The sequence below is a fragment of the Streptomyces sp. NPDC020489 genome (genome assembly GCF_044386545.1).
Taxonomy (GTDB): domain Bacteria; phylum Actinomycetota; class Actinomycetes; order Streptomycetales; family Streptomycetaceae; genus Streptomyces.
Map to the genome: position 1 here is coordinate 113,639 of NZ_JBIRUZ010000016.1, position 14,722 is coordinate 128,360.

Genomic DNA, 14,722 nt, shown 5'->3' on the forward strand with positions numbered 1-14,722 from the left:
CGGCAGCACGCCGCCGTCCCGCCCGCCGGGCCCGCCATCCCCGCGGCACGCTCCAGGGAAGGGGGCCGCCGATGACCACCTTCCAGTGGGCGCTGTCCGCGGGTCTTGCCGTGGCCGGGATCGGGACCGCGACAGCCGTCGCCCTGCTGCTGGGCAGCCGCCGCAGGGCCGCGGAGCAGAACGCCACCACCGAGGAGCGCGCCGCGCTCGCCCTCCAGCGCCGCAACGCCTGGCAGCGCCGCCTCGCCGTGATAGCGCTCGGTATCGGCTGCCTGATGATGTTCGTGCTCGCCGGTATCGCTGCCTGGCTCTCCTTCGGGGCGCAGCGCGAGTACGCCCACGCGCACAATGGCGGCGACTGGGACGCGGCAACCGGCTTCGCGCTGCTCCTGGACGCCGGTGCCCTCAGCCTCTCCCTCATCCGCTTCTTCGAGGCCCTGACGCTGCGGTCCTCAGCGATCACGCGGATCCTTCTGCTCGCCTTCGTGTCGGCCTCGGCGGCGATGAACCTGCTCCACGCCCCCGGGTCGGGAGCCGGCAGTGCGTTCCTCGCGGTGGTCCCGCCGCTGGTGTACGCGATCCTGCTCGAGATGCTGCTGTACAAGATCGAGCAGGTCATCATGGGCCGGCAGAAGCGCCGCAAGGCCGACAGCGAGCGGGCCTACAGCCTGCTGCTGTGGCTGCCCTGGCCGATCGGCGCGCCGGTCAAGATGTGGAAGGCGTGGCGGACCGAGCTCCTGGCGACCGTCGACAACGTCCGCGTGATCGGCTCCCAGCGCCCCCGACCGGTCGCCGCCGCGGCCGAGGTGACCGTGGAGCGCGCCGACTCGGCCGCCATCGTGGACACCGCCGCAGTCGGCGCGGTGCCGGTCAACGCGCTGGCCAGCGCCCCGAAGATCGCCGTCGGGAAGGCCGAAGAGGCTCCGGTGGCCGCAGTGGCCCCACCCGCTGCCTCGGCGTCCGCGCCGGCCATCACGCCGCAGGAAGAGGAGGCGGCCACGCAGGAGGCCCCGGTGCCGGCCGTGGCGGTCGAGCCGCGCCCTGCGGCCGTTCCCGAACCGGAAGCAGAGCAGGACCCCGAACCTGAGGAAGAACCTGCCGCGCCCAACGCGACGGCCTCGCCCACCGGTCAGCCCGACGAGGAGCCCGTACCGGGCGGCGGCGCCCCCGGTGACGAGGATGCAGAAGAGGAGGAGCCCGAGGGCGAGGAGCCCGACCCCGAGCACGACACTCCGCCGCACGACGAGGAAGACGAAGAAACTCGGGAGCGGCTGAGCATCGACATCGACCTTTCAGTGCTGCCAAAGAACCTCACCCAGCGGCAGCGGGCCGAGCGGATCTACGTCGCCCACCAAGCCGCCGGCGTGGCCCTGTCGCAGGCCGACCTGGGCAAGTGGGCCGGGTACAAGAACCCCAACTCCGGCGGCAACGAATACCGTCGGCTGGAGAAGGAGCACGGCCCCATCGTCGTCCGCGAGGGTGCCACCCACGTCGACCTGAACTGGTCCCACCAACCGGTAGCCGCCTGAACGTCCAGCTCCCCCAACTCCCCGGCCGGCACGCCCCCGAGCCGGGGAGAATGCCCTGTGCGACCGTGCGGGTAGCCTCAGGGGCGACACCACACCGGGTACGGAAGGGGGGCGGCTGGTGAGCAGCCGCTGGCACCGGGCGATCGCCGAGCTGAGCGCCCAGGGCGACGCGGCCCGGGCCGCCGCCCAGCGCGTGCAGGACGTTCCCAGCGGGCAGCGCACGACCGCCGCCGCGATCTCCAACGTTGCCGAGACCGACTATCTACGCAGCGCGAGCACACTGCTGCGCGCGCACCTCACCGACCGGCGTCCGCCCCGGCGGCTGCCGGTCGCCCGCGTCTGGCCGTGCCTGCGCGATGTGTGGAAGGACCAGGTGTTGGACCGGCGCGGCGGGGTGTGGCGGGCCATCCCCCGGAACGCCGCCCTCGTACAGATGCGCAGCGCCCCGTCCGACCCTCTGCTGGCCGCCGTCATCGACCAGGCCGAGGCACTGCAGGCCAGCCTCCGCGGCGAGCGGCAGGTGAACCGGCTGTACGAGTCGTACATCCCTGACCGGACGGGCAGCCCGGACGCGAGTCTGCTCGTCGGTGGGCGGACGGCGCCCACACTGCCCGGGTTTCCCGACCCGGGGCATCCCCTCAACCGTGCCTTTCCTCGCGGCGGGGCCACGGGTACGCGGATCCAGCCCGGCCGGGAGGCCGAGTTCACCCAGCTGAGCAGCGACCGGTCAGCCGTGCACGCCAGGGCCCTCGCCTTCGGCGACGCGGTTCTCGCTCTCCTCGTCGCGCACCGGGCGGACGGCGTAGCGCCGGAGTCGGGACGACTTCGCGGTGCCGGCCGCTGGGTGGGACGCGAGCAGCAGCTGGTGCCGGACCGTGCGAAGTGGCCGGCCAAGCTCAACGGCTACCAGGGCGCGACACTGGCCGGGCTCGGCTGGCTGGTGCTCGCGTGCACCGGACTCCCGCTCACCTTCGGGCAGCGCGCCGACCTGCTGTCCCACTACACGCTGCTGTTCCTGGCGGCCGGCCTCATCGCCTGCACCGGGACAGCCCTGATCTACCGGCACGGACCGAAGCTGATCACCCCGCCGGGACCCCAGGCCCTGTTCCCCGGGATCGTCGCGGCGGTGATCGCCTTCACGGTGTGGCAGGGCCAAGGTCCCGTCGCCGATTACTACTTCGCCGGCCCGTACGACCGCTACGACCGGCAGTACGCGAACGGATGCCTCGCCGCCAGCCCCTACCGGCACGATGCCGTCCAGGCCATGGTCGACGACGGCGTGCTGACCGTCACGCCGGTGACCGGCGGGACGAGGCTGCGCCTGGGGCCGGCCGAGGACGGCAGCACGCACCCGCTGCGCCCGCTCGACCGGGCGACCCGGGCGGTGCTCGACGAGTACGGGTGCTGACCCGGCCCGTGGGATCCGGGATCAGGACGTGGTGAGCCTCTTGAAGGCGGAGGCGGCGCCGGCGGCGCCGGGACCGTAGCGGGCGCGTGCCCGGTCGAGGGCGGCTTCCAGCCGGTGGAGCTTTTCGTCGCGGTCGTCGAGGGTGAGCTGGTGGGTGGCGTGGGCGGCCGGGCGGAGCCGTTCGGCGCGCAGGGCGATCCCGCGGACGCGGGCACGCTGGAGACCGAGATCGGCCATGAGCTGGCGGGCGGTTCCTGCCAGGGCGGGGGTATGCGCGGTGGCCTCGGCGAGCGTGCGCGTGCGCACGCTGTGGGTGTGGTCGGCGTACGTCACGGTGAGCGTGAGGGCCTGTGCGATCTCGGAGGCCTTGCGCAGGCGCTCGCCGAGGTCCTCGGCCAGGGCCAGGGCGGTGCGCTGGTGCTGGTCGGTGTCGAGTTCATCCAGGTCGAAGCGGTGGCTCGCGCTCAGGGAGCGGGGAGCGGCGGCGGGGACGACGGGGCGTTCGTCGATGCCGCGGGCGAAGTCCTGGATCTGGCGGGCGGCGGATCCGAGGATCCGTTGCAGGGTTGCGGGCGTGGTGTCGGCGACGTCGCCGGCGGTGGTGATGCCGTAGCGGGCGAGCGTCTTGGCCGTCTTGGGCCCAACTCCGGGAAGCGCGGGGGCCGGCTGGGGGCGGAGGAACGCGGCGATCTCGTAGGGGGTGTCGCCGACGATGGTTGCGGCGCCGGGCGGGGTGAGGGCAGCGGCCATGGCGGCGATCGACCGCGTGGGACCCGCCCCTGCCGAGCTCTGCACGCCGTGGAGTGCGAGAAGGCGCAGGCGGATCACCGCGACCAGGCCTTCGACGTCGCGGTCCCAGAATCGCAAGGAGCCGGTGACGTCCATGTAGGCGGACCAGTCGGCGGGCAGAGGTTCGGTGGTCGGGCTGATGCCGCCCAGCACGTCCATCAGCTGTGCGAACAGCTCCTCGCTGCGCTGCTGCGCATGGAAGTGGATCCGGACGATGGCGCGGGGGCGGGAGACCGGCGGTGTGCTGCTCAACCTGCGCTCCCTTGGCTCCGGTGGCCCAGGCGGGTGAGGTCGGCGGAACGGGTGCCAGCGGGCTGGAGGTCCGCGTAGGGGTGGAGCCGCGCGCCAGCGGTTCCGTCGGGGATCGTGCGTGCTGGTGTCGGCTGGGCGGGTGTGGGTGCGGGGGTCTGGCCGAGGATGTCGAGGACGGCCTGGGGCCCGTGGGTGGCGCGGGTGGTGGCGAGGGAGTCGAGGTCCCAGGCCATCTCGCCGACCACGGTGCGGCGTGGACCGCGGGCTTCGACGGTGCCGCGGACGAGGAGCAGTCCGTTGTGGAAGATGGTGTGGGCGCACTGCTCGTGGGAGTCCTCGAAGAAGGCGAAATCGACCAGGCCGGAGCCGTCTTCGAGGGTGACGAAGATGATCCTTTTCCCGGACGCGATGGGTGGGGTCTGGGTGGAGGCCCGTACGCCGGCGACGAGGACTTTCTGTCCCGGGTGCATGGCTTTGAGGTGGGCGGCGTCGGTGGCGCCGATCTCGCGCAGGAGGCGGTGGTGGTCCTCCATGAGGTGGCGCGAGACGTCGATCTTGAGTACGCCGAGCTCGGCCTCCAGTTTCTCGCGGGCGGTCATCTCTCTCAGCCCGGCCGGGCCGGCGGCCACCAGAGTGGTGTCAAGCGGGAGTTGGCCGGTGCCGGGGCGGGTGCGGGTCTGGCGGTGCAGCTCGGTCGCCTGCAGCAGCAGGTCCCGCCGTGACGCCTCTCCCTTGAACTGGTCGAGTGCGCCGATCCTGATCAGGCGTTCGATGGTCGGCAGCTTCGGCCGGGCGCGGGCCCAGAAGTCCTGGAGCGAGGTGTAGGGCTGTGCGGCGGCGATCCTGACGACCTCGTCCTCGCTGATGCCGTGTACCGATGACAGGGAGATCCGCACGCCCCAGCTGTCCGGCGTCTCCTCGACCGTGTACGCGGGCTTGGAGTGGTTGATGTCGACGGGGAGGACGGGGACGTCGTGGCGGCGGGCGTCGGCAACGATGACGCGCAGCGGCCACATGCCGGGGTCGTGCTCCAGCAAGCCGGCGTAGAGGGCGGCGGGGTGGTGGGCTTTGAGCCACGCGGACTGAAGGGCTGGGACCGCGAACGCGACGGCGTGGGCACGGCAGAATCCGTATGCTCCGAACGACGAGACGATCTCCCAGACTTCGTCGAGAACGCTGTGCGTGTAGCCACGGGCGCCGGCCAGTTTCCGGAACCACGACTCGATCTTCGGCAGGCGCTCTTCGTCGCCGAGGGCGCGGCGGGCGACTTCGGCGAGCGCTCTGTCGCAGCCGGTCATGACGGCGAAGATGTCGATGATCTGTTCATGCCAGATCGTCACTCCGTAGGTATCGGCGAGGACCGGTTCGAGGTCGGGGTGGGGGTAGGCGGGTGCTGCGCCGTGGCGGGCGGCGATGTAGAGGGCGGGCATGCCGCCGGCGACCGGTCCCGGGCGGAAGAGGGAGATGTCGGCGATGACGTCCTGGGGGCCGCGGGGCTGCAGGCGGCCGACCAGGTCCTGCTGGCCGGGCGACTCGAGCTGGAACATGCCGACGGTGTCGCTGGCTTGGATGAGGGCGAAGGCGAACCGGTCGTCGAGGGGGACGTGGTCGGGGTTGTCGAGGTCGATCTGCCGGCCGGTCGTGCGGCGGATCTCCTTCACCGCGTGGGCCATCGCGGACTGCATCCGTACCCCCAGGACGTCGAGCTTGAGCAGGCCGAGGTCCTCGACGTCTTCCTTGTCGGCCTGGACCATCGGGTACTCGCCACCGGGCGTGAGCTGCACGGGCAGGCGGTTCAGCAGGGTGGAGTTGGAGAGGATGACGCCGCAGGGATGCATGGCGATCCCGCGCGGCAGCTTGTCCAGGCCCTCGGCGAGCTCCCACAGCGGGCCGAAGTTCTCGGCTTCCGCGGCCAGGCCGCGCAGTTCCGGGAGTTCTGCGAGTGCTCCGCGGATGTCGGCGGCGCGGATGTGGGGGAAGGACTTCGCGATCCGGTCGACGGTGGCCGGCGGCAGGCCGAGTGCGAGGCCGGTATCGCGCAAGGCGTGGCGGGCGCGGTAGGTCTCGGGCATGCCGGTGACTGCGACGCGTTCTGTGCCGAAGCGGGCGATGATCCGGTCGTAGACCTCCAGTCGGCGCGCGGATTCGACGTCGATGTCGATGTCCGGGAGCGAAGCTCGCCGCTCACTCAGGAAACGCTCAAAAAGGAGAGAGTGCGACAAAGGGTTTGCGGTCGCCACAAAAAGCGCGTGGTTGACCATCGAGCCGGCACCGGAGCCGCGCGCGGCGACCCGGATGCCCATCGCGCGGACGTCGGCGACGACCTGAGCGACGGCGAGGAAGTAGGCCTCGTAGCCGAGCCGTCCGATGATGCCGAGCTCGTAGTGCAGCTGGTCCATGGCGCGCCGGTCGAGGTCGAGGCCGCGGGCGACCATCCCGGCCTCGCACCGCTGCCGCAGCAGTCGCATCGCGCCGCCCGGCACCGGCTCCGCACCCACCACTTCGGGCTCGGGAAAATGCGGGGTGCCCAGCCCGAGGTCCCGTACGGCGTCCAGGGTGCAGGCGTCGGCGACGGTGAGCGTGTCGGCGAGGAGGCGCTCCGCCCGCCGGCCGTCGGCACCGGTGGCCGCCGCGACCCGCTGTGCGATCGCCGTCATGTCGCTGGCGGGCTTGAGCCAGCGCTCGCCGCAGTCCAGCCGTCGCCGGTCCACCGGGCGTAGCAGCCGCGCGGCGTCCAGCACGTCCGCGATCCGGTGCTGGCCCGGGTCGGCGTAGCGGACGGCGTTGGTCAGGACGGCCGGGATGGCGAGGCGGTCGGCAAGCATGAGGGTGTGCGCGGCAAGTCGTACGGAGCCGGGTCCGGTCCCGGGCAGGCCCCAGCACACGACCTCCAGCCGCAGGCCTTCGCCCGCGGCCTGCCGCCACGGCTCCAGGAGCTGTTCGGCGATGTCCGCGCGGCCTGCGGAGAGGGCGCGCAGCGGTTCGGAGGCAGGGCCGAGCATCACCACCAGGCCGCTGCCCGCGTACTGGCGGAGGTGATCCCACGACGCCGCCGGCGGAGCGCCGGCGGCAAACGCGGCGGCGTGGGTGGCGGACACCAGCCGGCACAGCCGCGCCCACCCGTCGGGGTCCTGGGCCAGGAAGGTCGCCCGGAACGGTGCTTCGGCCACGTGCGCGCCGCCCCGCACCGGAGTGCGGCGGCGGGCGGCCGGAGCGGCGGGAGTGCATGCGGCGACCCCGAGGTCCACACCGAACAGCGGGCGGATTCCCTCGGCCGCGGCGGCCTTCGCGAAACGGACGGTCCCGGTGACCATGTCCCTGTCGGTCAGCGCCAGCGTCCCGATGCCGCGCTCGGCGGCCCGGGCGGCGAGATCGCTTGGATGTGAGGCGCCGTAGCGGGCCGAAAACCCGCTCGCCACATGCAGATGAGGAAGCCCTCCGCGCATGCCACCCTCCGCCCGAATACCCCCAAACCGGCACTAACCGACTGCCTCCGCTTCGACTCTATCGAACATTAATTCGAACATGCGAGTTTCGGACACCGAGGACCAGCCATCCGGCTGCCGCGACAGGAGGTCGGCTCGGGTGAAGGCGGTGCCGAGGCCGCGGCGGTGCGGTCGCCGCGATAGGGCTCTCGGGCCTGCGGCAGCGTGCTCCCCGGGTCTCGCCCGCCCTCGGCTGGGCCCGCTGAGTACCCCTGCCCGAGGCGGTCATCGGAGACAGACTGTGCGCGGGCGAGCGGGGTGCGAAGAGCGTAGGACTGGACGGGTGCACCTTTCACCGCCGGTCGAGCCGATGCTGGCACGCTCCGTGACGACTCTGCCGCCATCCGGGCCCAGGCCCATGCTCTTCGAGCAGAAGGCCGACGGGTTCCGTGTCCTTGTGTTCACCGGTCCCGAGCCGTACCTCCAGTCCAGGCGAGGCGCCGACCTTCGCCCGGCCTTCCCGGAGATCGCCCGTGCCGCGGCCGCGCTCGGTGTCGAGGCAGTCGTCGACGCCGAGCTGGTGGTCTGGCACGACGGCAGGCTGGACTTCACGGCCCTTCAGCACCGAGCCCGGCTCCGCGGGCCCCGGGCAGAGCGCGCCGCCCGCGATCAGCCCGCCCACCTGATCACCTTCGATCTGCTCGAGGTCTCCGGCGCCGTCCTCATGGACCAGCCCCTGCATCAGCGCAGGAGGGCACTGGAGAGCCAATTCGCATCCCTGGAGCTCGCAGCGCCCTGGGTGCTGTGCCCACAGACCGCCGACGCCGCAACGGCCCGCACATGGCTGGATCCGGCCTGGGGAGCAGCCGGCGTCGAGGGCCTCATGATCAAGGATTCCGGCTCCCGGTACCGGCCCGGGGAGCGCGGGTGGCTGAAGCTGAGAACGCGCATGACGACGGAAGGGATCATCGGTGCGGTCACTGGCACCGCGCACGCCCCCCGCAGCCTCTTGCTCGGCCGGCTCGACGCGACCGGCCGTCTCCGGCTGATCGCCCGCTCCACACCGTTGTCCCGCACGGCGGCGATCGAGCTGGGTGCGGTCCTGCGCCCGGCGGGAGCCGACCACCCTTGGTGGGGCCGGGAGTTCTCGGCAGGATGGGGAACGAAGGAGCTGCTGGTCTTCCAGCCCGTCGTGCCCGAGCACATCGCCGAAGTCGATACCGACACAGCGCTTGACCTGGGCCGACACCGCCACCCGGTGCGCTACCTGAGGCTGCGGGACGACATGGCTCCCGGCGACATACGGGAGTGAGCGCCGCTCGCCGGACCGCTCTCGTGCTGCGCCGTCGGGTCGGAGAGTGAGAGCCGGGTCACAGCCGTAGCGCCCAATCGTGGACTATGGCGCGCCTCCCACCTGGTCATGATCAGAACTCCACTCGCGACCAGGAGGAGTTCCGCTGTGCCAGTCCTGCGCCAGATCACCACATGCACCGCGCCGTCGACCGTCGTCGTCGAACGCCGCACCCGGGCACGGGACCGGCCGGTGGACTACCGGCTTGAGGTCTGCCATCGCCACCGGTGGCTGGCGAGCAACTGGACCGGGCGGCGCGGCGCCGACGGAGCGGGAGGCAGGTGTGGCACCGTCACGGACTACCGCCCTTTCGACACGATCGTGCAGTCCCACGCCGACCTGTGGCTCCGGGCGTTAACCACGAACGGTCCCGAGGACCACGACGGCGACCTCGCGGCCGCGCTCCGCGCGGGCTTCGAGTGGCTGACCGCACACCGGGAACCGACCGGCGTGGCGATGGCTCTGGAGCACGCGGCCCGGGTCGCCGAGGCGGCCGCGGCCGGCACCCTCAAGCCGGCAGAGGGCCAGGTGCAGGTCCTGGCCGCGCTCAGCCTGGCGGAAACGCTCGACGCCGGCTCACGTGGAGCATGAGCCGGCGGCCGTACGACGGGACGTGTCATCGGTTCCCGCCGGGCCCGGCGCTCAGGGCAGCAGGGGACCCGTGGAGAGGGGCCGGTGGGGATCGTCGCGGCGGGCCGTAGGGTCGAAGCCGACCGGCCCGTCACGGGGAGGCCGGGCTGCCCGTAGGAGTCTCCTTTGTCCGTCCTCAGCGTTGCCCTGATCGCCGCCGTCGGAGCGCTGGCCGGCGCTGCGGCACGCCCGGTGGTCTTCGCCCGCTCCGTCCCGGCGGCCGCGTCCGCACGCAGTGACTGCCCGCACTGCGGCAGCAGCGTCCTCAGACGCCGGCTCCCGGTGCTGCCCGCCTCCGGGCGCTGCCCCGCGTGCGCACAGGCGATCGGACCGCACGCCTTCACGCCGGAGGCGGCAGCCGCCGTGGCGTTCGCCATGATCGCCGCGGGCGGCGCCAGCGGCTGGCTCGCCGCTGCCCAGTACTGGATCGCCGCATGCGGTGTCGCACTCGCCCTGATCGACGTCGCCGTGCAACGGCTCCCTGACGTGCTCACCCTCCCCGCCTTGTGCGGGACGTTCCTCCTGCTCACCGCGGCCCAACTGGCGGGCGAGCCCGGGAGTCTAGGCCGCGCGGCCGCCGCCGCTGCCGTGCTCACCGCCGTCTTCCTCCTCATCGCGTTCACCGGCGCCATGGGGGTCGGAGACGTCAAGCTCGCACCGGCCATCGGGGCGCTCCTGGGCTGGAGCAGCTGGACAGCCCTGTTCTGGGGAGCAGCCGCGGGCTTCGTCGTCGGCGCGGTCCTGGAGGTGGCGCGGATGGCCGTCGGCCGTGCCCGCCGCACGCACGTGTCTTTCGGCCCCTACATGGTCATCGGGGCCCTCGCCGTTTCGGTCACCGCGGCCTGACCGCGCTGCGCATTCCCGGAAATACCGCTTCCTGTAATTCCTCTTCCTGCACACCGCATTCCGGAACGACTCATACCTGACCCCGCCGTTCCGGAACGCGGATTCACGGAATAAACCGAGCCTGGTCAACTCCTCGGCGCAGAAAGAAGATCGAGTCCGGAACGAAGACGAACCTGTCACGTTCCCGATCTTCTTCGCCCTCCTCACTGTCTATCAGCACCGCGATGAGGAAGTCAGACGGGCGAGGAATTCCGGCCGACGACACCAGGAAGAGCCGCACATGCACACCCTCACCCGCCGCGTAGCGACCGTGGCAACCACCGGCGCCCTGCTCCTCGGCGGCGCCGTCGCCACCGCCTCCACCGCCAGCGCCGCGACCGTCGGCAGCGGAGCCTGCACCCACCAGATCAAGCTCAACACCGACGTGTACACGACAGTGAAGTTCCGCACCGGCCCCGGCACCGGCTACACCGCCACCGGCCAGCTCTCCAAGGGCACCGATGTCTACTGGCAGTGCAACAAGGGCGACAACGGCAAGCCCGGCGCCTGGGGCTACGTCACCGTGAAGTCCGGCGCCCACAAGGGCAAGAAGGGCTGGGTCGCCGCCCAGTACATCAACGTGCCCATGCAGCTGGACTGACCTCCACCCCCGGCCGACAGAGACGACCTGACCCGAGCTCTCCCGGCCCCACCCACGCCTGAGCCGTCACCTCGAACAGGCTCAGGACGACGCGACGGCGGCCCGGCCCACTGTGACCCCGGGCCGCCGTCGGCGTACCCTCACCCGGAACCCGGCACCCACCCCGCCGCTGGCCTGGCGCCACGCCCGCTCCGCTGGCCCGGCCCCGAGAGCCGCCGACCGGGCGATCGAGCCCCAGGACAGGCACCTTGAACCTCACTTCCTCGTCACCCGGCGCCCCGGCATCCCTCCTCGAGCAGGCCCTGGCCAACGCCCACGGACAAGGCCGGGCCGCCCTCGCCGCCTATCTGCCCGCCGACTACCCCACGCCGGCTCACACAACGATCCGGACCCAGAGCACATAGAACGTGTACCTACCAGGCAGTAGACGTCTAAGGTGCGGACGGGACACAGACTGCCGACCGCTCACGGACGAGCACACAGGAGCGGACCGCATGCTCACGATGCGCCCGGCCATTCCGGACGACCAACCCGGCCTCGCCACGATGATCCAGAATCGCTCCGACTGGATGAAGGTCAACCAGCTCCCCGGCTGGCGCAACTGGGGAAAGCACGTCCACGAGCTGGCCGACAACTGCACGCGCCACCCAATCGAGATGTGGGTCCTGACGGAATACGGCGACCGGATCCTGGGCTGTACCACGATCCTCCGGACATCCGCGCCCTGGACCTGGACCGCGGCCGAAGCCGCCGACACCGCCTACTACCTCAACGGCACTGTCACCGATCCCGCCGAACGCCACCGCAAGCTCGGCACGCTCATCGCCGACTGGGCCGTCGACCGCGCGGCACGCGAGGGCATCAGCCGCGTACGTCGCGACTGCAGCTCCCCCGCTCTCGCCGAGTACTACCAGCAGCAGAACTTCCAGCTCATCCGAAAGGTCTCGACCCCCGGAGGGCACACTTCGTACGCCTTAGAACGCAAGGCAGAAGAAATCCCCGAGCTCGCCAGCTGGCTTATCCCCGACATTACCCCTCCGGGAATCTCTGGAAGGTGGAGGACGCCTCTCGCAGAGAGCGCGAGATCGAATATGGCGGGAGCAATGGGATACTTCTCACGATCGTTCCGCGGCACGGCCGAAGTATCCCTTTCAGTGTAGGACGCTCCACTGCAACGAGGCAGTTGAAACGAAAGCGGCCTGTCTTCCCTGCGATGTCGGCAGAGAGGGCAGGCCGCAATTTCTCTCACCGGGGTTGAGGTTCCCTTCAGTGAGATGCAAAGCGGTCGAACACCTGGGTGAGGCCGCCGTCTACTCGCCCTTCGGCCGCCCTGCGGCCAGCCCAGGGGCAAGCCGCGCGCAGCGGGCTGCGTAGGCGGCGAGATGCCGGGCTTCGAATTCCGCGGCATCCCAGTCATCCACTCGTACATCGCCTCCAGGCCATATGTACGCCCAACCCCACCGCCCGTTGGACAGCGGCAACTCTCGCAGCTCGTATCGAGCGTCCTCGAACGCGTCGAGGATGCGCCACTCCTGGTTGCTCAGGTCGGTCAGGACCACCCCGGAGGCAACGTCGGCGGACGTTCCAGCGACGAGGCCTGGGTAGACGCGGCCTTCGAGCGCGGCAGCGCGGTAGCCCGGCGCGGATGCCGGAGACTGCTGCGGGACTCGGCCCAGCAGGGCCCGGAGGACGGCGTCGAAACGGAGCGTGCCGTAGCAGAACAGCACGTCGGGGCGTTGCGAGAGTCGGTCCCGGCGCCCAGTGGCTTCCGGGGCCGAGGTGGTTATGGTTTGCGTCATGTGCTTTCCGGTCTTAGTGGGAGGTCAGGTACATCGCGTCGTAGACGGGTGATTCTGGGGCGTGCTTGATCTGGCCCAGGATCGTGTACCCCCACCGGAGATAGGCACTGCGTGCGGGCTCATTGTCCTCGATGCACGTCAGGGCTGTGACGTTCTCCTCCCGGCCGGAAATGACCGTGTCGTGGATCTGGCGACCGAGACCGCGATTCTGCTGCGCGGGCAGCACCATCAGCTCCCGCAGCCAGAAGATGCCGCCAGAGTCGGCGAGCTCCTGCAGCCGGGCCGGCCGCCGGGTGCCGAGGGACGTCCACCAGGGCTTGTCATGGGGCAGGGTGGCACCGTGGACGTATCCGACGATCCGACCGTCCAGCCGGGCTGTCACCGTCTCGAAGCCTTCAGTGTCGAAGGCAGCCTCGAGACGGCTCCGAAAGGAGTCGACGGAGAAGAAGGGGTCACCGATGTAGGGGGGCGTGTCGTACACCGTGGCGTAGACGTCGACCAGCTCGGTGAGTATCGCCTTCGCTGACTGCGCATCGTGCCGCTGGAACTCCGGGTCCACCGTCTGCACTCTCCTTTGCTTGCTCACGCGACGTGAGTACGGATCTGTTCGAGTAGGTCCCCCACCCCGCGGGCGCGTCGATGGGGAATCAAGCCGTCATGAACGATCGTCAACTGCGCGGTCGTTCGCGTAGAAGACATCCCGCTCTCCACGAGTCGGAGTGCCTGTGTCGCGGCGGCCAGACCGTGGTCGACGTCGCCGTTCTGCACGGCCGCAACCGAAAGCCGGCCGAGGCACATTCCGCGGTTCCTGGAGTGGGCGACATCCTGAAGCGCCTCAGACCGTGCGAGAAGGTCTTGGGCTCGGGCCACCTGGCCGAGGTCGAGCCGGCACATACCCTCCAGACACGTCAGCTCGGCGAGGTTGAGGAAGTGCGCCCAGTCCGGGTCCAGTTCGTGGTCTCCGTGCTCCCATTCCTGCCAGGCGCGCTTGATGGCCGCCTCGCAGTTGAAGACGTCCCCGACGCGTGCGTGTCCCTGAGCCTCCCGGATAGCCAGAAGTGCGGTGACGCGGCTGGGTGCGTTCCAGAGTTCGGCGTGCCGCTGTCCGAGCTTGGCGAAGCGCACGGCTTCGCGTCCCTTGTTCAGGTCGACGGCTTGTCTGGCCATGTTGCTGAGGGTGCGGCTGGCCAACACGTCGTCGCTGGTGTAGTTGGCCGCGTTGAGGGCCTCGGAGAAGTACTGGCGGGCCTGGGTCTGCAGCCCTGCGTCGTAGCAGAACCATCCGAGCGACGTTGTGAGCTTCCCTGCGAGTGCATGCAGCCGCTGTCCCAGAGCGTCGTCGTAGATACCGCGGTCGATCATGTGATGGGTCCAGAGCAGATGGGCCCGGGTCGGTCGCCATAGTCGATTCGCGCCGAACTGCTGGTCGATCGCATAGTTGTCGTCGGCGGCGCCAGACAGCAGTTCGACTTCCTCCGGCGAGATGCGCCACTCGCCGGCGCGGTTGGCGCTCGTGGTCGTCTCGGCCAGCCATGGGGGCGGCGCCTCATCGGTGAGAGGACTGGAGCTGGCCGCGACCAGGAGGGGGCCAGGTGACGCCTGGCTGATCATGGGCACCGGTGTGAGAACCAGAGGGCCACCGCGGTCCCCATCCGTTGGAGGGCGGAACCCCAGTTCCTCGACGGGGCACTTCCAGTAGGCGGCCAGCACCGCCCGACTGTCGGGGTGCGGCCAGGGCGGAGGTTCGGCGTTCTCCCACTTGGAGTACTGGCGGAGCGTGAAGGTGGGCGCCTTGCTCAAGCGTCCCTCTGCATGAAGGCGTCGGGCAAGAGCGGAGAGTTCCTGGACGACCTCTTCCTGCGTGCGGTTCGCACGGGTGCGTAACCGCTTGAGTTCACGCATGGCCACCTCCTCACCGTCTGGATGGCCTCACGGTAGCGACTTCGACCGCCTTGCGTGAGGGTTCGTCAACTGAATGCCCTGGTCAGAGGGAAAGGGCTGGCGAAAGGGCGGCCAAAGGGCATGTAAGAGGCCGCCAGAGTTCCGGGTAAAA

Annotated in this window: 12 protein-coding genes; 7 read left to right on the top strand and 5 right to left on the bottom strand. The window is 70.6% G+C overall.

What is annotated here, in order from left to right:
* The first annotated feature begins 71 nt into the window (after positions 1 to 71).
* A complete protein-coding gene (locus tag ACH41F_RS34575) occupies positions 72 to 1,529 on the top strand; it encodes a DUF2637 domain-containing protein (protein WP_391238068.1) in 1,458 nt (485 codons plus the stop codon).
* Between the two features lie 118 nt (positions 1,530 to 1,647).
* Positions 1,648 to 2,937: a hypothetical protein gene (locus tag ACH41F_RS34580; RefSeq protein WP_391238065.1), complete on the top strand. Its 1,290-nt coding sequence runs from the start codon at positions 1,648 to 1,650 to the stop codon at positions 2,935 to 2,937.
* Positions 2,938 to 2,958: 21 nt separating this feature from the next.
* Here ACH41F_RS34580 and ACH41F_RS34585 read toward each other — a convergent pair whose 3' ends face one another.
* Positions 2,959 to 3,978, bottom strand: coding sequence for a DNA polymerase thumb domain-containing protein (locus tag ACH41F_RS34585; RefSeq protein WP_391238062.1), 1,020 nt, complete (start codon positions 3,976 to 3,978; stop codon positions 2,959 to 2,961).
* On the bottom strand, positions 3,975 to 7,424 hold the full coding sequence (locus ACH41F_RS34590) for a DNA polymerase III subunit alpha (protein ID WP_391238059.1): 3,450 nt from the start codon (positions 7,422 to 7,424) through the stop codon (positions 3,975 to 3,977). Before ACH41F_RS34590 ends, ACH41F_RS34585 begins: the two co-directional genes overlap by 4 nt.
* 349 nt (positions 7,425 to 7,773) lie before the next feature.
* Between ACH41F_RS34590 and ACH41F_RS34595 the strand changes: the two genes are divergently transcribed.
* The 5 genes from ACH41F_RS34595 (at position 7,774) to ACH41F_RS34615 (ending at position 12,030) form a co-directional block, all read left to right on the top strand.
* Positions 7,774 to 8,715, top strand: coding sequence for an ATP-dependent DNA ligase (locus ACH41F_RS34595; RefSeq protein ID WP_391238314.1), 942 nt, complete (start codon positions 7,774 to 7,776; stop codon positions 8,713 to 8,715).
* Between the two features lie 147 nt (positions 8,716 to 8,862).
* Positions 8,863 to 9,345 carry a hypothetical protein gene (locus ACH41F_RS34600; protein ID WP_365129067.1) on the top strand — a complete coding sequence of 161 codons (483 nt, stop codon included), beginning with the start codon at positions 8,863 to 8,865 and terminating at the stop codon, positions 9,343 to 9,345.
* Positions 9,346 to 9,510: 165 nt separating this feature from the next.
* On the top strand, positions 9,511 to 10,230 hold the full coding sequence (locus ACH41F_RS34605; protein ID WP_391238056.1) for a prepilin peptidase: 720 nt from the start codon (positions 9,511 to 9,513) through the stop codon (positions 10,228 to 10,230).
* A 280-nt stretch (positions 10,231 to 10,510) separates the two neighbouring features.
* On the top strand, positions 10,511 to 10,870 hold the full coding sequence (locus tag ACH41F_RS34610) for an SH3 domain-containing protein (RefSeq protein ID WP_234388944.1): 360 nt from the start codon (positions 10,511 to 10,513) through the stop codon (positions 10,868 to 10,870).
* A 494-nt stretch (positions 10,871 to 11,364) separates the two neighbouring features.
* The gene (locus ACH41F_RS34615; RefSeq protein ID WP_391238051.1) at positions 11,365 to 12,030 is read left to right on the top strand and encodes a GNAT family N-acetyltransferase; all 666 of its coding nucleotides are present in this window, start codon (positions 11,365 to 11,367) and stop codon (positions 12,028 to 12,030) included.
* 150 nt (positions 12,031 to 12,180) lie between these two features.
* On the opposite strand, the gene ACH41F_RS34620 is transcribed toward ACH41F_RS34615, so the two are convergent.
* From ACH41F_RS34620 to ACH41F_RS34630, 3 genes are read right to left on the bottom strand one after another with little or no spacing between them, the layout of a single operon-like run.
* Complete coding sequence (locus ACH41F_RS34620; protein ID WP_363005148.1) at positions 12,181 to 12,669, bottom strand: gamma-glutamylcyclotransferase family protein; 489 nt, start codon at positions 12,667 to 12,669, stop codon at positions 12,181 to 12,183.
* A 13-nt stretch (positions 12,670 to 12,682) separates the two neighbouring features.
* Positions 12,683 to 13,255, bottom strand: coding sequence for a GNAT family N-acetyltransferase (locus ACH41F_RS34625; RefSeq protein ID WP_363005146.1), 573 nt, complete (start codon positions 13,253 to 13,255; stop codon positions 12,683 to 12,685).
* A complete protein-coding gene (locus tag ACH41F_RS34630) occupies positions 13,252 to 14,571 on the bottom strand; it encodes a hypothetical protein (RefSeq protein WP_391238046.1) in 1,320 nt (439 codons plus the stop codon). Before ACH41F_RS34630 ends, ACH41F_RS34625 begins: the two co-directional genes overlap by 4 nt.
* Positions 14,572 to 14,722 lie beyond the last annotated feature (151 nt).